We start from the raw sequence: 19,959 nt of genomic DNA on the forward strand, positions 1-19,959 counted from the left end.
GCCGTTCGGTGATGGGTCTGTCACGTTGTGTACCGGAGGGGTCGCGGGTGCTCTGGTGCGAGGATGGCCGGGTGAACGATCTGCCTGACCGGCTCGGAGAGTTGTTGCTCGACGCCGGCTACACCATCGACGGTGTCCGCGAGCGCCTCGGCGAGGTCGCCGCCACCGCGCTCTCGCGCGAGGAGACGGTGCCCGCCCTGCGCGCCACCCGTGACGGAGACCTCCTCGGCGCGCTCATCCGGCTCTGGTGGCTCGGGGTCCCGGTGGAGGCGCCCGCCGGACTCCCGGTGGCCGATCTGGCCGCCGCGGGCCTGGTGGCCGCGGAGGGCGGCCAGATCATCTCCACGGTCCACCTGCAGCCCTGGGAGACCGGCGGCTACGTCGTCTCCGACCGCAAGGTCAGGCCCGGCGACCCGGCTCTCCGTGAGGATCACGTCGTCGGGGCCGGAGGGGCCTCGGCGAACCTGGCCCAATTGGTCTCCCGCCGCCCGGTGGAGCGAGCCCTCGATCTCGGCACCGGGTGCGGGGTCCAGGTGCTCCATCTGGCCGATCGGGCCCGCGAGATCGTCGCCACCGACGTCAACCCCCGGGCGCTGGAGCTGGCCCGGCTGAGCTGGGCGCTGTCCGGCGTCCAGGGGGTGGACGCCCGGCAGGGCTCCCTGTTCGACCCTGTCGACGGCGACCGTTTCGACCTGATCGTCTCCAATCCGCCGTTCGTGATCTCTCCCGGCGGCCGGTTCACCTATCGGGAGTCGGGGTTCGAGGCCGACGGCTTCTGCCGCGACCTCGTACGGCTGGCCCCCCGTTTCCTCGCTCCTGGCGGCACCTGCCAGCTCCTGGCCAACTGGCTGCATGTCGGCGGCGAGGACTGGCAGGACAGGGTGGGCGGATGGCTGACCGGGACCGGCTGCGACGGCTGGGTGGTCCAGCGGGACGTGCAGGACCCGGCCGAGTACGTGGAGCTGTGGCTGAGGGACGCCGCGGAACAGGGCACCCCCCGGTATCGCGAGCTCTATGACGACTGGCTCGGCTGGTTCGCGTCCATGAACATCACCGGGGTGGGCTTCGGCTGGATCACCATGCACGACTCGGGCAGTCTCGACCCCGTCGTCCGGGTGGAGGAGTTCGGCCAGCGGGTGGAGCTCCCGGTCGGCGGATATGTGGACGAGGTGCTCGGCTCCATCGCCGAGGCGCACCGGCTGACCGACGCGGAGCTGCTGGGCGCCCGGCTGGCGCTCGCGGGCGGCGTGCTGGAGGAGCGTGTCGGGCCGCCCGGGGCCGAGGACCCGTCGAGGATCACGCTCAGGCAGACCGGGGGACTGCGCCGCAGCGCGCGGGTGGGGACCGTGGAAGCGGCTCTCGCCGGGGTCTGCGACGGCGACTATCCACTGGACCCGCTGCTCGCCGCGATCGCGGAGCTCACCGGAGAGGACCCCGATGACCTGCGGGCGAAGGCACCCGAAGGGCTCCGTCCGTTGATCGCCGAAGGGTTTTTCCACATATCCACAGGGTGATTCTCCACAGGCTGTGGATATCTTCGCCGATCGGATGTTGATCGGATGTTGAGCGCTGCGGGGCAGGCTCTGGCTGTGGGCACGGGACCCGGGGGGAGGGGACCGTGTCGAGTCCGGCCGGTCGTCAAAGTGAGGCGGCCGGCCGTCGGGTGACGCACCGGATAACCGGGCCCCCTACGCGTCACCCGACGGTCCGACGGCCGGCCGGGCACCCCACGTCCGACGTCCAGATGCAGAGCGAGAGGAATTCCGGTGATCAACCACTTCTGGATGACGCGCCTCGACGACGACCTGTACGAGGGGCTCGGGTCAGTTGCCGACGGAGTCACGGTCGAGCAGGGCGCGCAGGTCCGCGGCCTCGGGGGCGCCGAGCCTGACGAAGATGTCATGGGCGCGCTCGAAACAGTCGTGCCCGCGGTCCGTGCTGCCGAGGCCGGCGAGCGCTCTGCCTAGCACCCACAGGGACAGTGCCTCGCCGTACGGATGGCCGATCTCCCGGCTGACCGCCAGGGCCTGCTCCGCATGGCGCGTCGCGTCGGAGAACCGGCCGGCGGTGATGAACGTCTCGGCCAACCGGGAACAGACCCGCTGCTCCCAGACCCGCTGCTTGCTGGCCCGGAAGAAGGCCAGGCACTCCGCGTGGTGGTGGACCGCCTCGTTGAGCCGCCCGACCCGCGACAGGATCATGCCCAGGTGATAGCGGGCACGGGCGGTGCCCGCGCTGGAGCCCATCTCGATGAAGAGGGCCAGCCCCTGCTCGGCGGCGGAGATCGCCTCCTCCTGCTGCCCCAGGAACAGGTGGTCACGGGCGGAGTAGCTGAGCGTCAGCGCCTCGCCGCCCCGCGCACCGACCTCCCTGAACGCCTTGCGCGCCGAGTCGAACCAGGCCAGCGCCTCAACGTGGCGGCGCCGGCGCCCGGCCACGACGGCCAGCGCGTTCATCGCCTCCCCGGTGACGATCCGGTCGCCCCCGGCGGCCAGCTCCAGCGACGCCCGGAACTCCTCTTCCGCCTCGGCCAGCAGGTTGGCGCCGAACAGCACCCGGCCGAGCACGTAGCGGCTGCGCAGTTCGCTGGAGGGGTCGCCGACCCGGCGGGCCGCGGCCAGCACCTCCCGGCTCCGCTGGTCGAACTCGCGGGCGTGGCTCCCCGATTCCAGCAGCGGCTCCATGGCGAGCAGCAGGTTGGCTCCGGGCAGCAGGCTCTCGGCGTCCTCGGCGCCGCCCGCCTGGACGATCGACGCGAACATCGACTCGGCCTCGACCGACAGCCAGGTCACGGCCTCGTCGGCGGAGGTGAACGCGTGGCCGGGCACGGTCACCGTGAGCTGGTCGGCGACCGTGCTGCCTTCGTAGGCGAGCCGGTGCGCCGACCTCGCGGAGGCCAGATAGAAGTCGAGCAGCCGGCGCAGCGCGGATGCGCCCTCCCCGCCCGCACCTGCGGACCCGGCCTGCCGCGCGTCCTGTTCGGACCGTTCCGCGGTACGGCGGGCGAAGAGCTTGAGCAGGTCGTGGAAGCGGTAGCGGCCGGGGGCGGGGGCCTCCAGCAGGCTGGCGTCCACGAGGGACTCCAGAACGTCCTCGGTGTCCATCGGGTCCAGCGCGAGCAGCGCGGCGGCGGCCCCGATCGAGATGTTCGGGCCGCCGGGCAGGGAGAGCAGCCGGAACGCCCGGGCCTGTGCGGGGCCGAGCTGGCCGTAGCCGAGGGCGAAGGTCGCCTCCACCGCGAGGTTGCCCACGCGCATCTCGTCCAGGCGGCGGCGCTCGTCGGCCAGCCGGGTCACCAGCGAGGCGACAGTCCAGGAAGGCCGGGCGGCCAGCCGGGCGGCCACGATCCGCACCGCGAGCGGCAGGAAACCGCAGGCGGCCACGGCGTCCATGGCGGCGGCACGCTCCGCCGTCACCCGGTCGGCGCCGGCGACCGTGCCGAACAGGGTCAGCGCCTCGTCCGGCTCCATGACGTCCAGGTCGACCAGCCGGGCCGCGGCCAGGTCGGAGAGCTTGCCGCGGCTGGTCACGATCGCCGCGCAGCCGGTCGAGCCGGGCAGCAGGTGGCCGACCTGCTCGGCGTCCCGGGCGTTGTCGAGCAGCACGAGCATCCGCCGGTCGGCCAGGAGCGAGCGGAACAGCGCCGACCGCTCGGCCAGACCGTCCGGGATGACGTCCGCGGGCAGGCCGAGAGCGCGGAGGAACGCGCCCAGCACCGACTCGGGCGCGGTCGGATCCTCGCCGTATCCACGCAGGTCGGCATAGAGCTGGCCGTCGGGGAACAGGTCGTCCAGGGTGTGGGCGACGTGCACCGCGAGCGTCGTCTTGCCGACTCCGCCGATGCCGGAGATGGCGGCCACCGGCACGCCGTCGCCGCCGCCCTCGGCGGCCAGCAGGGTGCACAGCCGGGCGACGATCTGGCGGCGCCCGGTGAAGTCGTTCACGGCGGCGGGGAGCTGCGCCGGGCGCGGCAGTTCGGGAATCGCGGGCTCGGTGATCTCCGCTTCACGGGCCGGTCCGGGGGCCTCGGCGGGTGCGAGCCGTACCGGATCGGCGCGGGGAACGGGAACGGGGGCGGGCGTGAGGCTCGGGTCGCCGGTGAGGATGCGCTGGTGCAGGGCGGCCAGATCAGGGCCCGGCTCGATGCCGAGCTCGTCGATCAGCGCGGCGCGGGTGTCGGCGAAGGCCGCCAGCGCGTCCGCCTGCCGTCCGCACCGGTAGTAGGCCAGCATCAGCTGGGCGCGGAGCCGCTCGCGGAGCGGGTGGTCGGCGGTCAGCACGATCAGCTCGGAGACGACGTCGGCGTGCCGGCCGATCTCCAGGTCCAGGTCCATCAGGGTTTCGAGCACGCTCAACCGGCGCTCGACGAGCCGGTCACGCTGGTGCTCGGCATAGGGGCCGACGGCGCCGGCCAGCGGCTCGCCCGTGCACAGCGCCAGGCTCGCGCGCAGGCTCTCGGCGGCCCCGGCGAGGTCCCCGGCACGGCGGGCGGTCTCGGCTTCCTGGACGCCCCGGTCGAAGAAGGCCAGGTCGAGGGCTGCGCCGTTCAGGTGCAGCGCGTAACCGCGGCCCACCGAGGTGAGCAGCTCGGGACGGGTGCGAGGCGACCTGCCGGGCTCCAGTACGGCCCGCAGCCGGGAGACGTAGGTGCGCAGCGCACCGAGCGCACGGGGCGGGGCATCCTCTCCCCAGACGGCGTCGATCATCTCGTCTGGAGTCACCGCCCGGCTCTCGCGCAGGAGCAGCATCGCCAGGACGGAGCGTTGTAACGGGGTGCCCAGATCGAGCTCGGTACCGTCACGCCAGGCCTGGACAGGGCCGAGCACGGCGAAGCGCAATCCGTCTTCGCTGCCCTGAACAGCCATTTCCCTGATCTCCGTCTTAATGGAAAGTTTTATGACCAAATAATAGATCCTTCATTGCTCGCTCCATAGGTGGCCGCCGACTCGTTGGTTGAAGTGTTGATCGGTCGTCAATCAGGTGTTGAGTCGGAGACGGGATGCTTGTGGGTGTCGGGCATGGCGCCATACGGGGGCTGCCATGCCCGACATGTCAGCAGATTGCAGGAACTAATAAAGGCGCTGTAAGTGCGGTGCAGGTGGCTCGCCCTATCAATGAGCCATGGCTCCCCGGCAGGAAGCGGGAGCCGCCCCCCTCAAGGAGAACCCGCATGCGCCGCACGACCAGCACCCTCCTGGGCCTCGCCGCCGCCACCGCCGTCATCGCGGCGGGCGCCCCGGTCCTGGCCACCTCCGCCTCGGCCGCCACGGTCACCGCGAGCACGACCGCGAGTGACTACGACGACTACTGGGGCTACGACTACTCCAAGTACTACGACGACTCCCGCGCCAAGGCCAAGGGGCGCGTCTGGAGCGACGACTCCGACAGGATCCACGTCCAGGGCACGCTCTACGACAAGTACTCCCCGAGCTGGCTCTGCGGCTACGCCCAGGTCAAGTTCGAGAACGCCGACGGCGACGAGTCCTACTACTGGGCCAAGCAGTGCGGCTCCAATGGCTACCGGTCCTTCCACTTCCTCCAGGACGACGTCGACAACGTCCAGGTCCGGGTCTGCTACTGGGACAACCACCAGGCGAAGAGGAAGCTGTGCGGCAAGTGGGACTACATCTACGAGGCCGACAGCGGTGACGACGAGTAGTTCCGGTGAGACGGTCGCCGGATGAACGTCAGGCCCGCCCGGAGTCCCGGGCGGGCCTGTTGTTCCATGAAGTCATCGAAGTGACGGGGACGCCTCTACGCAGCCTCGACCAGACCGAGCCGCGCGTGGATCCGTTCTCGGACCAGCGGCCATTCGGAACTCAGGATCGAGTAGTAGGCGGTATCTCGGACCGTGTCGTCGGCGCCTCGGGTCTCGGCCCGGCGCACACCGTCGAGGTGTGCGCCGAGGGACTCGATGGCGGCCCGGGAGCGTACGTTCCGTACGTCAGCCTTGAGCGTGATGCGGTGGACCTGCCAGGTCTCGAAGGCGTGGGAGAGCATCAGATACTTGCTCTCCCGGTTGACACCTGTGCCCTGGGCCGAAGCGGCCAGCCAGGTGTAACCGATGTCCGCCACGGACGGGACCTCGCCCACCGCACTGCGTGCACCCGGCGGCCAGGGCATGGGGCCCTGCCAGTACTCCAGGTTCATGAGACGGGTGGCACCGACGACGCGGTCGGTGTGCAGCCACCGGATGGCGAAGGGCATCGTGCGGCCCTCCGCCTGCTCAGCCAGAGTGGCCTCCACGTAGGAGACCATCTCGCCCCGGCCTTGGGGAACGCGAGTGAAGGCGTAAGTAGAACGGTCTTCACTCGCCGCGGCGACGAGGTCGTCGACGGCCGCGAGGCTGAGCGGTTCCAGGCGCACGGAGCGCCCGGACAGGGTGACAAAAGCGGGCATGAGCACATGATGAGGGCTCACCGAGATGCCCGGTGCCAAATGACACGGGACATCTTGGTGAGCATCCGGCAAAATGCCTGTCTTCCCGATCTGTAACGCGTAAAAGCCCAGGTCAGAAAGGTGGGAGCCGTCTCCGGTGCGGTCACTCCGCAGGTAAATTTTCCACCAAGTGGTACCCGTCCGAGATCACCTTCCGGCCGGGGCCGGGACCAGGGGGGCGCGCCTGAGCCGGGCGGGCACCCGCCGTGCCGCTTCGAGGCCGGTCAGAGCCTCGCTCAGGTGATCCAGAGAGGCCGCGATCCAGGGCAGCCCGAGGGGGTCGGAAGCGCTCAGCGCGGCCAGTCGCCGCTCGGCCGTCTCGCCGTACAGAAGGCTGGTCGCCACCCGTACCCGGAGGGCCCGGGGATCGTCGCCGAAGGCATGGCCGGGGAGCACGCCGACACCGTGCCCGTCGAGCAGGTCCGCGGTCAGCTCGGCGGAGGTCGCGAAGGCCAGCCCGGTGAAGTCGGGGTAGAGGTAGAAGCCGCCCTGCGGCGCGTCCACCCGCACCCCCGCCTGGACGAACCTCTCGTGCACGGCCCGCGCCACCGTGCCGTGCAGCCGCCGGCTCTCGTCGATCCGCTCGACGAGTTCGGCGGGCTCGGTGTAGGCGTAGGCCGCCGCCTGCTGGACGGGCGCCGCCGGACTGGACCAGATCTCGCTGGCCACGGCGAGCAGCCGGTCGCGCAGCTCCACCGAAGGGAGCCGGGCGACGCCGATCCGCCAGCCGCCGAGCGCGAGGCTCTTGCTGAGCCCGCTGGTGATCACGGTGCGCTCCGGGGCCAGGTCGGCCGGGCTGAGGAAGTCCGCGGTGGTGTCGTGGACGAGATCGCGGTAGATCTCGTCGGAGATGATCGTGAGATCCAGCTCGCGGGCGACCTCGACGATCCGCCTGATCGTGTCCGCCGCGGCCAGCGTGCCCGTGGGGTTGTCGGGCAGCGTGACCAGCAGGGAGCGCACCTCGCGGCCCTGGGATCGCGCGTACAGGACCGCGGAGACGACCCGCTCGGGATCCGGCACCCCTCCCTCGCCGGGGGGTGCTGGGACGAGCAGGGGGCGCGCTCCGACCAGGTCGGCCTGGGCGGCGTAGCTGACCCAGCTCGGCATCGGCAGCACGATGTCGCCGCCGATCGCGAGCAGCAGGCCGTAGAGCAGGGGCTTGCTTCCGGGACCGCAGACCACCAGCTCGGGGTCGGTGGGCAGGCCCCGGCGGTGCCAGTATCCGGCCGCCGCCTCACGCAGCGCCGCCGCTCCGGCGACCGGACCGTATCCGTTGTGCCCGGACGCGGCGACCAGTCGTTCGCGTAGCGCCGGATGAACGGGCAGACCGGCTTCCCCGAAGGCCAGGTGCAGCACGCGCTCACCGGCGCGCCGTCTTCGCTCGATCTCCTCGTTGGCCGCCAGTGTGGCGGAGAGCATCACGTTCATGAGGAAGTCCTCTCGCTCGTTGCGGAACGTTCCCAAGCGTGGTGTGCTGCAGGCATCAGGACAAGCTTCGGTTGTTGTGGGTAGGCATAAGGAAGTCTGATGCTCGATTTAAGGCGTTTGGTGTTGATCTGCGAGTTTGCTCGCCGGGGGAGCATCGCGGCGACCGCCCTCTCCCTCGGCTACAGTCCCTCGGCGGTCTCCCAGCAGCTGGCGGCACTGGAACGGGAGGCCGGAGCCGTGCTGCTCGACCGGACCGCCCGCAGCGCCGAGCTGACCGACGCCGGTCGTCGTCTGGTCGAGCACGCCGAGCGGATCCTGTCCATGGTCGAGACCGCCGAGTCCGATCTCTCCGCCCAGGCGGCGACCCCCTCCGGCCGGGTCACCGTCACCGCCTTCCCGACCGCCGCGGTGGCCTTCGCGCCCGCGCTGGCCCGGACGCTGCGCCGCCACACCGGGCTGACTCTGCGGATGGGGCAGGGGCGCTCCGGGCGGGGGATGCGCGAGGTCCAGTCGGGCGAGGTGGACATCGCCCTGGTGGACGACTGGTACGGCCGGGTGCGCCCGTCCGACACGATGCGGGTCTTCCCGCTGTTGCACGACCCGCTGGTGCTCGTGGTGCCGCGCAAGCACCGGCTCGCCTCCCCGGACGAGCCCGTGGACCTGCGGGAGCTCCGCGACGAGCCGTGGATGGCCACCCCGGACGGCGAGCCCTCCCGGCTGGCCGTGGACCGCCTGCTGGCCGACGTCGGCGGCGCCCAGCCGGTGCCGTGGGAGTTCGAGGGCCTGGGCACCATCCTCGGCCTGGTCGCCAAGGGCATCGGCATCGCGGCCGTCCCCGCCCTGGCCCTGGCCTCCGGGGTCCGCGGCATCGTCGTCCGCGAGTTTCCCGGTGTCCCGGTCGGCCGCGACGTTCACGCGGTCGCCCGTGCCTCCAGCGTCCACCGCCCCGCCGTGTCCGTCACCCTGCGCGCCGTGCACGTCGCCGCCCGCCTCCTCGCCGCCGACCTGGCGGCGATCCAGCTCGCCGCCCGGTGACGTGCACGACCCGTCAGGCATCCGTACTCGCCGGTCGGCGATGTCCGCGGCCGCCTGGCACCCGCCGGGTCCGCCGCCCGGTAACGTCGGGGCGTGCCTCCCTCCTACGCGCTTGAGCGACTGCTGTCGGCCGGCGGGACGAAACTGGTGGCCGGTGTCGACGAGGTCGGCCGGGGCGCCTGGGCCGGGCCGGTGGCGGTCTGCGCGGTCGTCACGGACCTGTCGGAGCCGCCCGCCGGGCTGACCGACTCCAAGATGCTCAGCCCCGCCCGCCGTACCGGCATGGTGGCCCAGATCACCGGCTGGGCGGCCGGGATCGGATACGGCGAGGCGTCGCACGAGGAGATCGACGCGCTCGGCATGACCGAGGCCCTGCGCCGGGCGGCCCGCCGGGCACTCGCGGAGCTCCCGGCGGAGCCCGACGCGGTCATCCTCGACGGCAAGCACGACTACCTGGGCGCCCCGTGGCCGGTCCGGTGCGAGATCAAGGGCGATCTGTCCTGTGTCTCCGTGGCCGCCGCCTCAGTGATCGCCAAGGTCCGCCGGGACGCCTACATGGCCTCCCTCGGCTTCGAGGAGTACGGCTTCGCCGACAACGCGGGCTACCCCTCCCCGGTCCACCAGGCGGCACTGGCTTCCCTCGGACCGACCGAGCACCACCGCCTGTCCTGGTCCTACCTGGACGACCTGCCCCGCTGGCGCCACCTCAAGAGACACCGCAACCCGCTCGCGGGCGAAGGCCAGCTCGGACTGTTCGGGTGAGGGCCGTCGCCCGGAGCCCGTCTCTCCGCGGGATCCGGACGGAACGGCGATCCGGCCTAGCCGTCTCACGCGTGCCGTTCCAAAGTACTCACTATGCGTATCGGCGTCTTTCTGGTTGCGGCGAAGTTCCCGGAACGGAGCGCGGGGGAGGTGCTGCGGGACACGGTGGAGGCGGTCGTGGCCGCCGAGGAGGCGGGGTTCGACGACGTCTGGATCGCCGAGCACCACTTCATGTCGTACGGCGTGTGCCCGTCGGCGGCCACGTTGGCCGGGGTGGCGCTGGGCCGTACCTCCAGGATCGGGGTGGGCACCGCGGTGAGCGTGCTGTCCACCCGGCATCCGGTCGACCTGGCGGAGCAGGCGGCGGTCCTCGACCAGGTCTCCGGGGGGCGGTTCACGCTCGGGGTGGGCAGGGGCGGGCCGTGGGTGGACCTGGAGGTGTTCGGGACGGGGCTGGCGAGGTTCGAGCGCGGCTTCCCTGAGTCACTCGATCTGCTGTGCGCCGCGCTCGCCGGGGACACGGTCGCAGCCGACGGGGAGTTCTTCCGGTTCAGGGAGGTGCCGATGGTCCCGGCCACCAGGCTCCGCCCGGTCGTGGCGTGCACCTCACCGCAGACCGTCGCCCTCGCCGCCGAGCGGGGGCTGCCGATGCTGCTGGGCATGCACATCGGGGACGAGGAGAAGGCCGCCATGCTGCGGGACTACCGGAGGGCGGCGGCCGGGGAGGAGCCCGGCGGGCATGTGGCGGCGGTCGTGGGGCACGTGGCCGACTCGACGGCTCAGGCCGTGCGGGAGCTCCGGGAGACCCTGCCGAGGTGGCTGGCGCCGGGGCTCGCGGGCTATGTGCCGGTGGACGGCCGGGCACGACCACGGCGCGATATTTCCGAATATGTGGACTTTCTCTGTGCCACGCACCCGGTCGGCTCACCCGGCCACTGCGTCGAGAGGATCAGACGGACCGTCGAGGTCACCGGCCTGAGGCACCTGATCCTCATGGTCGAGGGTGCGGGCGACCAGGCCCGCACCCTCGGCAACATCAGGCGGTTCGGGGCGGAGGTGCTGCCCCGGGTCCGCGGTTAGCAGTCGACGAGCTCGGGTGTCTGGTTGAGGATCTGGGACCGGGCGGTGACGAACTCGGCGTGAGCCTTGGTGGCGGAGGGGTCGAAGACCGCGACCCGGTGGCAGTTCTGGAAGGCGAGCCTCATTCCGAAGTGACGCTCCAGGGCGCCGCGCATGGAGTCGCTGGCGAGACAGCGCAGGAGTTGGCCCCGGGCGGCCTCATCCGGCGGGGGGACGGTGTTGTCGGCGAACTCCGCGCCGGTGTCGTCGCGCTGCCGGACCAACTCGGTGATCACCGACCAGGCGTACGGCAGGGAGTCGCGGACGCAGGCGACGAATGCCGCGTCGTCCACCTCGCCGGCTTTCGCCTGGTCGAGCAGATCCTTCGAAACGGTCAGCGACATGCTGCGTTCTCCTCTCAGAAGGGGATCATTGAGAAACTAGGTCGGATGCGGTGGCCGCTTCATCTAGCCGGGGAGCGACACTCGGGTGGGCCCGAAGACGAACTCGGGGTCGATCTGGGCGGAGAGATCCTCGCCGGTGGCCCTGTTCGCCCAGGCCCCGGCGTTCTTGAGGTGGAACTGCACGGCCTGTCGGCCGAACCGCGGCCAGTCCTTCTCCTGGGCGTCCAGGTGCTTCAGGAGCACGCCCAGAGCCGCGGCGTTGTCCGGCTCCAGCTCCTCCAGGCCGGACCGGCGCCCCTGCTCCATCGCCCGGATCGCCGCCGAGTGCCGCAGGCACACCAGCAGGTCGTCGCCGACGTGCTCGCGCAGGAACTCCACATCCTCCGGACCGTGCACCTTGTTGCCGACGACCGCCACCGGCACGTCGTAGTCGGCGGCGTAGTCGCGATATTGCCGGTAGACCCCGACCCCCTGCCGGGTCGGCTCGGCCACCAGGAAGGTCAGGTCGAACCGGGTGAACAGCCCCGAGGCGAAGGAGTCGGCTCCGGCGGTCATGTCGACCACCACGTACTCCCCCGCATGGTCGACCAGATGATTGAGGTAGAGCTCCACCGCGCCGACCTTGGAGTGGTAACAGGCCACCCCCAGGTCGTCCTCGCTGAAGGGGCCGGTGACCATCAGCTTCGGCCCGTCCGGTGTGGCCGCGGCGAACCCGGCGTGGATGGCGTCGGGCTCCTCCAGACGCAGCAGGCGAGAGCCGCGGCCCGGCGGGGTGGTCTTGACCATCGCCGCAGCCGAGGAGATGCGCGGGTTGTCGCCCCGCAGATATTCCTTGATCTCGGTCAGGTGCGCGCCCATCGGCCGGGGCAGCGCGTCCTCCTCCACTCCCAGGGCCATGCCCAGGTGCTGGTTGATGTCGGCGTCGATCGCGACGACCGGCCCGCCCTGCCGGGCGGTGTATCTCGCGAACAGTGCCGACAGGGTCGTCTTGCCGCTGCCGCCCTTACCGACGAATGCCACCCTCACGACGACGATCCAATCTGATTATGAAAACCATTGCAACATCTGAGAGTCATTATCTTGCCACGATCCGTGACTCCGTGTGACGGGTATGCCGGGGAAGGGCGGGGAGGCAGACGATGGCATGGCTGATATTGGTGGTATCGGGGGCGATGGAGACGGTTTGGGCCGTCGGGATGATCCGGCTCGGCGAGTCCTCGTCATCGGCCCGGATCGCGTGCCGGCGATTGATGGCTCCATGTCTGGATCATGATGACGTCATGCCGGACAGGTGATCATGTCTCTGGTCGGTGACGTCGCAGGCCAGCAGGGTGGAGAGGCAACCGAGCGCGTGACAGAGGGAGCCTTCCACCGTGGCCGTCCAGACCAGCCTTCCCGCCAGCCGTACCCATGGAGAGAACAAGCCGCCGGTGGATACCTTCCACCTGGGCGCGATCGTGCGCGCGCACCGGCCGCTGGCGTTCTGCGCGGCCGCCATGGTCGTGCTCGCCGTGCTCAGCGGGGTGGGGCTGGTGGTCGACCAACGGCTCGTGCAAGGGGAGCCTGTCTGGCTCAAGCCGTTCAAGTTCGCGATGTCCTTCGCGCTGTACGCGATCACCCTGGCCTGGATGGTGAGCAGGGTCCAGCGATGGAGACGCACGCTCTGGTGGCTGGGGACGGTGACCGTCGCAGGGTTCGTGCTTCCCGAGATATCCGCCATCACCTTCCAGGCCGTACGCGGGGTGCGCAGTCACTTCAACTTCTCCACCCAACTGGACTCGACCATCTTCGCCGTCATGGGCGGCGCGGCCTACCTGGGCTGGCTGATGACGTTCGCGCTCGGGGTGTTCCTGGTCCTCCAGCGCAGGGTCGACCGGTCCATGGCCTGGGCCGTCCCGCTGGGGATCGCGGTGTCGCTCGCCGGCATGTCCATCGGCTACCTGATGACCGCCCCCACCCCCGATCAGGCGCAGGCCATGCACACCGCGATCAAGCTCGCCACCATCGGAGCGCACAGTGTCGGCGGGATCGACGGCGGCGCGGGCATGCCGGTCACCGGGTGGGCCACCGAGACGGGCGATCTGCGCGTCGCGCACTTCTTCGGGCTGCACGCGCTCCAGGCGCTGCCTCTGTTCGCCGTCGTCCTGCAGTCGCTCGCCCGGCGCTTCGAGACCCTGCGCGACGTCACCACGCGGGCCGGCCTGGTGATCGTGGCCGCGCTCGGCTACGCCGGGCTGACCGGGCTGCTGCTGTGGCAGGCTCAGCGCGGCCAGTCGCCGGCGCACCCGGACGCGCTGACGCTCACCGTCGGCGCCGCTCTAGCGGCCGCCGTGGCGATTCTCGCGGCCGGCGTGGTGGTCGCGACCTCGCGAGCGATCCGTCGCTGACCGACGTGGACCGGTGTCGCGACCGTGAGCAGCGACTCGGTCACAGCACTAGCCGTCCTGGGCGGGGCCGATCCGGGTGTCGGGGAGCGCGTCCTTGGTGATGTGGGCGAGGGTGATCTCGGTGAGTAGCGTCTCCTCGTGCTCGCGCAGCAGGCTCCACACGTCGGCCAGGGGGCCCGCGACCCCCGGGTAGCCGCCGTGCCGGGAGTGCTCGGGACTGCCCTCGACCACCATGATCACGTCGGCCAGGGTGATCTCCTCGGCGGGCCGGGCCAGCCAGTATCCCCCGTCGGGGCCCCGCTGGCTGTGGATGAGCCCGGCCCGCCGCAACTGCAGCAGGATGTTGTCCAGGAACCTCCGGGGGATGTTCTGCGCCACCGCGATCTTCTCGGCGGGCACGGGGCCGGGCGGCGCGGCGGCCAGTTCGGTGGCGGCACGCAGCGCGTACTGGGTTCTGGCGGAGATCCGCATGTCGTCAGTTGCGCACCTGCGCAAGGCCCCAGCGCCGGCGCAGCGAGGTGTCCGCCGTCTCGAACAGCAGGTCCACCCCGATGCCGATGACGAGAATCACGATCATGGTGGAGAGCAGGCCGGCCGAGTCCGCGAGCTCCCGGTCGAAGAACAGCCGCTCGCCCAGTGAGGACTGGTGGGCGATGATGACCACCAGCTCACCCGCCATCAGCGAGCGCCAGGCGAAGGCCCACCCCTGCTTGAGTCCGGCGAGAAAAGACGGCAGGGACGCCGGCAGGATCACGTGGCGGTAGAGCTGGAGGCGGCGGAAGCCGAGCACATGCCCGGCGCGCAGCAGGATCGGCGGCGTGTAGTCCACCCCGGCGATCAGGCCGTTGGCGATGGACGGCGCGGCACCGAGGATGACCACGAAGGTGATCGCGCTCTCGGTCAGCCCGAACAGCAGGATGGCCAGCGGGAACCAGGCGATCGACGGCATGGTCTGCAGGCCCGTGATCAGCGAGCCGAAGGCCGCCCGCAGCACCCGGATCCGCGACACCACGGCACCGAGGACCAGCCCGATCAGCACCGAGACGGCGAAACCGGTGATCGCGCGGCGCATCGTCACGCCGATGGCCTCCCAGTACTCGCCGCTGGTCAGTCGTTCGGCGAGGACCGGCAGGACGTCGGCGGGCCCGGCGAAGACGTAGTCCGGCCAGAAGCCGGCCCAGACCACGCCCTGCCAGATCGCCAGCACCATGCCGATCGCCAGGGCCATCGGCCAGACGCGGCCCCAGATCCGGGGGACGATCCCGCTATGGGTAGTGCCGCCCAGCTCCAGCGCGTCGAGCCCGGCGAGCTGCCGGGCGTGGCTGTCGGTGGGCGCCTGGTCAACTGCCATGGCGCATGACCTCCTCACGCAGGCGGGCGGTTATGGTGCCGGCGAGCTCGGCGACCTCCGCCGAGTCGGTACGGCGGGGCCGGTCGAGGGTGACCGTGAAGTCCTCCACCACCCGGCCGGGACGGCTGCTGAGCAGGACCACCCGGTCGCCCAGCCGTACGGCCTCGCGGACGTTGTGGGTGACGAACAGCACGCTGAGCCCGCGCTCGCGCCAGATCCGTTCCAGCTCGTCGTGGAGCAGGTCGCGGGTCATCGCGTCCAGCGCGCCGAACGGCTCGTCCATCAGCAGCACGTCGGCGTCCTGGGCGAGCGCACGGGCCAGGGAGACCCGCTGGCGCATGCCGCCGGACAGCTCGTGCGGGCGCTTGTCGCCGAAACCGCCCAGGTGGACGATGTCCAGGAACTCCTTGGCCCGGGTCTGACGCTCGCGCTTGGCCACGCCCTGGACCCGCAGCGCCATCTCGACGTTGGCCGAGACGGTGAGCCAGGGGAACAGCGCGGGCTCCTGGAACATCATGGCTATCTTGCGACCCTCGGTGCCGATCCGGCCGGCCGTGGGGGTGTCGAGCCCGGCGACCAGGGAGAGCAGCGTGCTCTTGCCGCAGCCGGAGGCGCCGAGCAGGCAGACGAACTCACCCTGCCCGACGGAGAGGGAGACGCTGTCGAGGGCCAGGAGGCCGTTTCTGCCCTGGCCGTAGATCTTGGAGACGCCGTCCAGCCGGACCGCGGGCTCGCCACCCTCGGTCCGGCTGTCCGTCCGCTCCCGGAGCGGAGCTGTCACTTGCCCTCCTACTGAATACGGATCAGGCGGTTACTTGTCGGCGACCGCGCTCTCGCCCTTGGCCTTGAGGATCTCGTTGAGGGGGGCGAGGTCGTAGATGCCGTTCAGATCGACGGGCTGCAGCAGGCCGATCTTGATCGCGTGGTCCGCGCTGCCGACCAGCGAGGAGGCGATCGGGTCGTTGGTGAAGGTGATGTTCTTGAAGACGCTGTCCAGGACCTCCTGCTTGAGAGGCTTGCCGGTCAGCTTCTCCAGCGCGCTGTTGACGGTCTTGGCGGCGTCGGCGGGGTCGCTGTTGATCGCCGCGTTGGCCTCGACATGTCCTTCGAGGAGCTGCTTGACCGTCTCGGGGTGCTGGGCGGCGAACTCCTGGCGGACGATCAGGTGAGTGATCACGAACTGCTTGTTCGACCAGAGGTCGCGCTCGTCGACGAGGATCTTTCCCTTGCTCTCCTGGACCAGGCGGCTGGCGAACGGCTCGGGCACCCAGGCGCCGTCGATGTCGCCGGTGGCGAAGGTCTGCAGGGTCTGGGAGTTCTCCTGCGGGACGATGTTGACGTCGCCGCCCCCCTTGGTGTCGGTCTTCAGGCCCTTCTCCTGCAGCCAGTAGCGCAGGGCCACGTCCTGGGTGTTGCCGAGCTGAGGCGTGGCGATCTTCTTGCCCTTGAGGTCCTCGGGGCCGTTGATCCCGGGCTTGACGACCAGGTAGACGCCCCCGGAGGCCGAGCCTGCGATGATCTTGATCGCCTTGCCCTTGGACTTGGCCCAGGCGTTGATGGCCGGGTTGGGGCCGATGTAGGTGGCGTCGATCGCGCCGGAGAAGACCGCCTCGATCGCGGCGGGGCCGGCGTTGAAGGAGCTGGTCGTGAGCTTGGTGCTGCCGAGGTGCTTGGCGAAGAAGCCCTTCTCGATGCCGACCAGCGCCGTGGAGTGCGTGATGTTGGGGAAGTATCCGAGCCGGACCTCCGCGAGCTTGTCCCCGCCGCCGCCGGACGCCGCGCTCCCTGTCGTCTCCGTGCCCCCGCAGGCGGTCGCCAAGGTCGTGAGCGCCAGTGCGGCCAGTACGGCCACCACCCCGCGAACCCTGCGAGCGTTCATAACCACTCCCCTATTCCTACTTAATGAGTCGGTTATGTGTATATAAGAGCCTGCTATGCCTATCGGTCAAGTAGGAATTCTGGGGAAGGGCTCATCGTTACCGCCCCGTGCCCTTGCCCCGGTGCCCGTCCGGCGGCGTCGTCCCGGCGGGGACCGTGCCGAGCCTGCCCCGCGGTTTCGCCGGGCGTCAACCGGTCACGCCGGTGGTGGAGACGCTACGCGCGCTGCTTCTCGGTCAACCCATGGGCAACGCCGGCTGGCCCGCCCCACCTGGCTCGCCGCCGGCGTGGCGATCGGCATCCCGATCGCAGCGGTGCCGCTCCGGCGCCGGACCGCGGGATGGCGTCACCGAGCGGCCACGCAGCGGCCGTGCCCCGAAGAGGGCGTTGCCGGCCATGCTTTTCCGGTGTCAGTTGCAGGTGCTGTCGAGGGTGGCGACACCCTGCCTCAGGTGCGTATGGGCATCCTTGGCGAGGCTGAGACCGGTCGGTGCGGCGGCCTCGGAATTCTCCGCCGCCAGGATGGCGCTGATCTTGTGCTTGATCAGCGGGTAGTCGGGGTAGGCGGTGTTGATCAGCGGAGGGACGAACTGGAAGCTCTTGATCTTGGCCTGCTTCACCTTCTCGGACAGGTCGATCAGGTTGGGCAGCAGCGCCTGCGGGATGTCGGTGGAGACGGCGTGCATCGTGGCGTCGGCCAGCTTCTCGAAGCTCCTGAGCACCGTCACCGGGTCGGCCTGCTTGGCGACGGCGTTCATCAGGCACTTCTGCCGGCCCATGCGGACGTAGTCGTCGCTGTAGGTGCGGGCCCTGCCGAACCAGAGCGCCTCCTCGCCGGACAGCTTGCGGGTGCCCGGCCGGATCAGCCCCTCGTTCTGCCTGCCGTACACGATGGGCTGCTTGACGGTGACCTTCACCCCGCCCATCGCGTTGATGATGTCGGCGAAGCCGCTCATGTCGACCATCGCGTAGTTGGTGATGTCGAGTCCGGTGATATCGCTGATCGTCTTCTTGAGAAGGATCGGGCCGCGGTGGCCCCGGGGGACGCCCGGGACCATGCCGGGGTAGTCCTCCGCGTACTGGAAGACCTCGTTGAGAAGGCCCGGCGTGTACGGCGGCTCGCCTCCGAAGCCGTAGGGGAAGTGGTCGCGGGCCGGGCCGGCGGGCATCGGGACGCGCTCCAGGTTCCTGGGCAGGCCGAACAGGACGGTGTCGCCCGTCCTGGTGTCGACGCTGGCGACGGTCATGCTGTCGGTGCGCACGCCGGGCCTGCGGGGCGCCGCGTCGGCGCCGATCAGCAGGAGGTTCACCCGGTCGCGACCCCGCCACGGGTCCACCGGGATCGGAGCGGTGTCCGCGGCGAACACCGAGGTGACCACATGCTGGGAGACGAGGGCCAGGCGGGCCACGTAGGCCATCGGGGCGATCACCATCGCGCACAGCAGGCCGACTGAGAGGGCGGAGAGGTAGCGGACGGGGCCGGTCATGGAGTCGGGGCGGACCAGCTGGTAGGAGCGGATGACCACGGTGACGGTGGCGGCGGCGAACAGCAGCGCGCACAGCGCGAAGGTCCACAGCCAGCTTGGCTGGACGGCAAGGGAGAGCAGTTCCGGCTGGGCCTTGAACAGGGCGGTGACGATGGTGGCGATGAGGGCCGTGTAGATGCCCATCAGGAGGGCGCCCGTCAGGCGGCGGCCTACCCACAGGTGTGCCAGGCCCCACAGCGCGGCCGAACCCAGCGTCAGCACCAGGCTCGCTGTGACGCTCTGACCAGCCCGTTTACCTGCCATCTTCCTAACATCTCCTGTCTATCGCCCTCGCGTGTCACAGGTTAGTAACGGTTGTCGGATGAATGGGCTATGTGGTCGCGCGACGCGCTGAGAAGTCCGGGTCAAGCTTCGGTGTGCGAAGCCCGTCGTTTCGGGTGATCATCACTCTTCAAATCGTGGACAAAAAGAACATCAAGTGGATTTCCGCAGGTGAGGCGGGGGATTGTGAGGTAAGAGGGGGGAGGTGGCCCATGCGGGTAGTGATATCTGTGATCTTGATCGTGCTCGGCTGTGCCTTCGCCCCGCTCGCTCTCGCCGGGTCCTGGGTGGCCGACGAGATCTCCGACACCGACAGCTACGTCGAGAACATGGCTCCCCTCGCCGCCGACCCGGATATCCGGGACGCCGTCGTCGACTGCATCACCGCAAAGATCACGAAGCCGTTGCGGAGACAGGCGCTCTCGCCCACCGAGAACCTCATCAACACGCTGGTGAGAAGGGTCGTCGCGTCCGACGACTTCCCCGCCATCTGGAACGACGTCAACCGGACGGTGCACCGGCGGCTCCTGCCGATCCTGTCCGGCGAGGGCGATCTTGACCGGTCCGCGCAGGCGGCGGATCTCGGCCTTGACCTCACGCCGGTGTACGACCGGACCAGGGATTCGGTGGACGACCTGGTCAGGCAGGAGCTGGGCGGAAACCTTCCCGTCCTGCGGCCGACGATCGACCTGTTCTCCTCGGCCGATCTGGTCAGGGCGCGGACCGTCTACACCTGGATGGTCAGGACGCAGTGGGTGCCGCCCATCCTGTCCCTGACCTTCCTCGGGACCGGGGTGTACCTGGCGCGTGACCGTAAGAAGGCGCTGACCGGCGCGGGTCTCGGCCTGGCCGCGAGCATGCTGGCGCTGGCCGTTGCCCTGGCCGTGGTCCGCAACGTCTACCTGCCCGACTACGTGGGGGGCGCGATGGCGGTCAAGGCCGCGACCACCGTCTTCGACGCGCTGACCGGGTCTCTGCGGGCCGGGCTACGGCTCCTCTTCGTGACCGGCCTGCTCGTGGCCGGTGTGGCCTACCTGACGTCGGACTGGGAACGGGTCCTCTCCGGTCACCAACCGGCGGCGCCCGCGAAGGGACCTCGCCGGAGCAGACCAGCACCTTGCGATGCGCACCCGACAGGATCGGCGCCTCGGCGACCTGGATGCCGTTGAGCATGCTGTTGCAGGCGTTCTTGACGTCGAACACCGGGCACGACAGGCCGAGCTCGGCGGCGTCTGTTCCGGCAGGTATGTCGCGACGCCCGCGATCCGGGCTCTCATCGCTCCCCCTCTATGGCGTAAAGCCTCCCCTCGCCCGCGCAATGTATCGAAAAGAATGGCAATTGTTCTGGTCATCACGGTCACATCGGGGTCTCCGGCGCGACGGGAACTCCGCACCGTCGCGCCGGGCGG

At 70.2% G+C, this 19,959-nt stretch carries 17 protein-coding genes; 6 read left to right on the forward strand and 11 right to left on the reverse strand.

Annotation, left to right across the window (positions count from 1 at the left end; translation table 11 throughout):
• The first annotated feature begins 71 nt into the window (after window positions 1-71).
• Complete coding sequence (locus FHR32_RS14415) at window positions 72-1,514, forward strand: DUF7059 domain-containing protein (RefSeq protein WP_184754768.1); 1,443 nt, start codon at window positions 72-74, stop codon at window positions 1,512-1,514.
• 309 nt (window positions 1,515-1,823) lie between these two features.
• Here the strand turns inward: FHR32_RS14415 and FHR32_RS14420 are convergent, their stop codons facing one another.
• Window positions 1,824-4,865: an AfsR/SARP family transcriptional regulator gene (locus FHR32_RS14420; RefSeq protein ID WP_184754769.1), complete on the reverse strand. Its 3,042-nt coding sequence runs from the start codon at window positions 4,863-4,865 to the stop codon at window positions 1,824-1,826.
• A gap of 305 nt (window positions 4,866-5,170) precedes the next feature.
• Between FHR32_RS14420 and FHR32_RS14425 the strand changes: the two genes are divergently transcribed.
• Complete coding sequence (locus tag FHR32_RS14425; RefSeq protein ID WP_184754770.1) at window positions 5,171-5,659, forward strand: hypothetical protein; 489 nt, start codon at window positions 5,171-5,173, stop codon at window positions 5,657-5,659.
• A gap of 95 nt (window positions 5,660-5,754) precedes the next feature.
• On the opposite strand, the gene FHR32_RS14430 is transcribed toward FHR32_RS14425, so the two are convergent.
• Window positions 5,755-6,399: a GNAT family N-acetyltransferase gene (locus FHR32_RS14430; RefSeq protein ID WP_184754771.1), complete on the reverse strand. Its 645-nt coding sequence runs from the start codon at window positions 6,397-6,399 to the stop codon at window positions 5,755-5,757.
• A gap of 186 nt (window positions 6,400-6,585) precedes the next feature.
• Window positions 6,586-7,866 carry a pyridoxal phosphate-dependent aminotransferase gene (locus FHR32_RS14435; protein ID WP_184754772.1) on the reverse strand — a complete coding sequence of 427 codons (1,281 nt, stop codon included), beginning with the start codon at window positions 7,864-7,866 and terminating at the stop codon, window positions 6,586-6,588.
• A gap of 99 nt (window positions 7,867-7,965) precedes the next feature.
• Here FHR32_RS14435 and FHR32_RS14440 point away from each other — a divergent pair, with 99 nt between their 5' ends.
• The 3 genes from FHR32_RS14440 (at window position 7,966) to FHR32_RS14450 (ending at window position 10,743) form a co-directional block, all read left to right on the forward strand.
• A complete protein-coding gene (locus FHR32_RS14440) occupies window positions 7,966-8,901 on the forward strand; it encodes a LysR family transcriptional regulator (RefSeq protein WP_184754773.1) in 936 nt (311 codons plus the stop codon).
• 93 nt (window positions 8,902-8,994) lie between these two features.
• Entirely contained in the window at window positions 8,995-9,663 is a 669-nt protein-coding gene (rnhB, locus tag FHR32_RS14445) for a ribonuclease HII (RefSeq protein ID WP_184754774.1), read from the forward strand.
• 93 nt (window positions 9,664-9,756) lie between these two features.
• Window positions 9,757-10,743 (forward strand): LLM class flavin-dependent oxidoreductase, encoded by a 987-nt coding sequence (locus tag FHR32_RS14450; RefSeq protein ID WP_184754775.1) that lies wholly within the window; start codon window positions 9,757-9,759, stop codon window positions 10,741-10,743.
• Here the strand turns inward: FHR32_RS14450 and FHR32_RS14455 are convergent.
• Together FHR32_RS14455 and FHR32_RS14460 are read right to left on the reverse strand one after the other, a co-directional pair.
• Window positions 10,740-11,126: an SCO5389 family protein gene (locus FHR32_RS14455; protein ID WP_184754776.1), complete on the reverse strand. Its 387-nt coding sequence runs from the start codon at window positions 11,124-11,126 to the stop codon at window positions 10,740-10,742. The two genes, FHR32_RS14450 and FHR32_RS14455, sit on opposite strands and share 4 nt — an antisense overlap.
• A 63-nt stretch (window positions 11,127-11,189) precedes the next feature.
• A complete protein-coding gene (locus FHR32_RS14460; protein WP_184754777.1) occupies window positions 11,190-12,152 on the reverse strand; it encodes an ATP-binding protein in 963 nt (320 codons plus the stop codon).
• 347 nt (window positions 12,153-12,499) lie between these two features.
• Between FHR32_RS14460 and FHR32_RS14465 the strand changes: the two genes are divergently transcribed.
• Window positions 12,500-13,513, forward strand: coding sequence for a hypothetical protein (locus FHR32_RS14465; RefSeq protein ID WP_184754778.1), 1,014 nt, complete (start codon window positions 12,500-12,502; stop codon window positions 13,511-13,513).
• Window positions 13,514-13,561: 48 nt separating this feature from the next.
• On the opposite strand, the gene FHR32_RS14470 is transcribed toward FHR32_RS14465, so the two are convergent.
• From FHR32_RS14470 to FHR32_RS47245, 6 genes are all read right to left on the reverse strand, one after another.
• Complete coding sequence (locus FHR32_RS14470; protein WP_184754779.1) at window positions 13,562-13,984, reverse strand: RrF2 family transcriptional regulator; 423 nt, start codon at window positions 13,982-13,984, stop codon at window positions 13,562-13,564.
• Window positions 13,985-13,988: 4 nt separating this feature from the next.
• The gene (locus FHR32_RS14475) at window positions 13,989-14,864 is read right to left on the reverse strand and encodes an ABC transporter permease (protein WP_184754780.1); all 876 of its coding nucleotides are present in this window, start codon (window positions 14,862-14,864) and stop codon (window positions 13,989-13,991) included.
• The gene (locus FHR32_RS14480; protein ID WP_184754781.1) at window positions 14,854-15,645 is read right to left on the reverse strand and encodes an ABC transporter ATP-binding protein; all 792 of its coding nucleotides are present in this window, start codon (window positions 15,643-15,645) and stop codon (window positions 14,854-14,856) included. The genes FHR32_RS14475 and FHR32_RS14480 overlap by 11 nt, the downstream gene beginning before the upstream one ends.
• Window positions 15,646-15,675: 30 nt before the next feature.
• Window positions 15,676-16,743: an ABC transporter substrate-binding protein gene (locus tag FHR32_RS14485; RefSeq protein WP_184754782.1), complete on the reverse strand. Its 1,068-nt coding sequence runs from the start codon at window positions 16,741-16,743 to the stop codon at window positions 15,676-15,678.
• 409 nt (window positions 16,744-17,152) lie between these two features.
• A complete protein-coding gene (locus FHR32_RS14490) occupies window positions 17,153-18,532 on the reverse strand; it encodes an LCP family protein (RefSeq protein WP_184754783.1) in 1,380 nt (459 codons plus the stop codon).
• A gap of 951 nt (window positions 18,533-19,483) precedes the next feature.
• Complete coding sequence (locus tag FHR32_RS47245) at window positions 19,484-19,723, reverse strand: beta-ketoacyl-[acyl-carrier-protein] synthase family protein (RefSeq protein ID WP_345003536.1); 240 nt, start codon at window positions 19,721-19,723, stop codon at window positions 19,484-19,486.
• Window positions 19,724-19,959 lie beyond the last annotated feature (236 nt).

The sequence above is a fragment of the Streptosporangium album genome (genome assembly GCF_014203795.1).
Taxonomy (GTDB): Bacteria; Actinomycetota; Actinomycetes; order Streptosporangiales; family Streptosporangiaceae; genus Streptosporangium; species Streptosporangium album.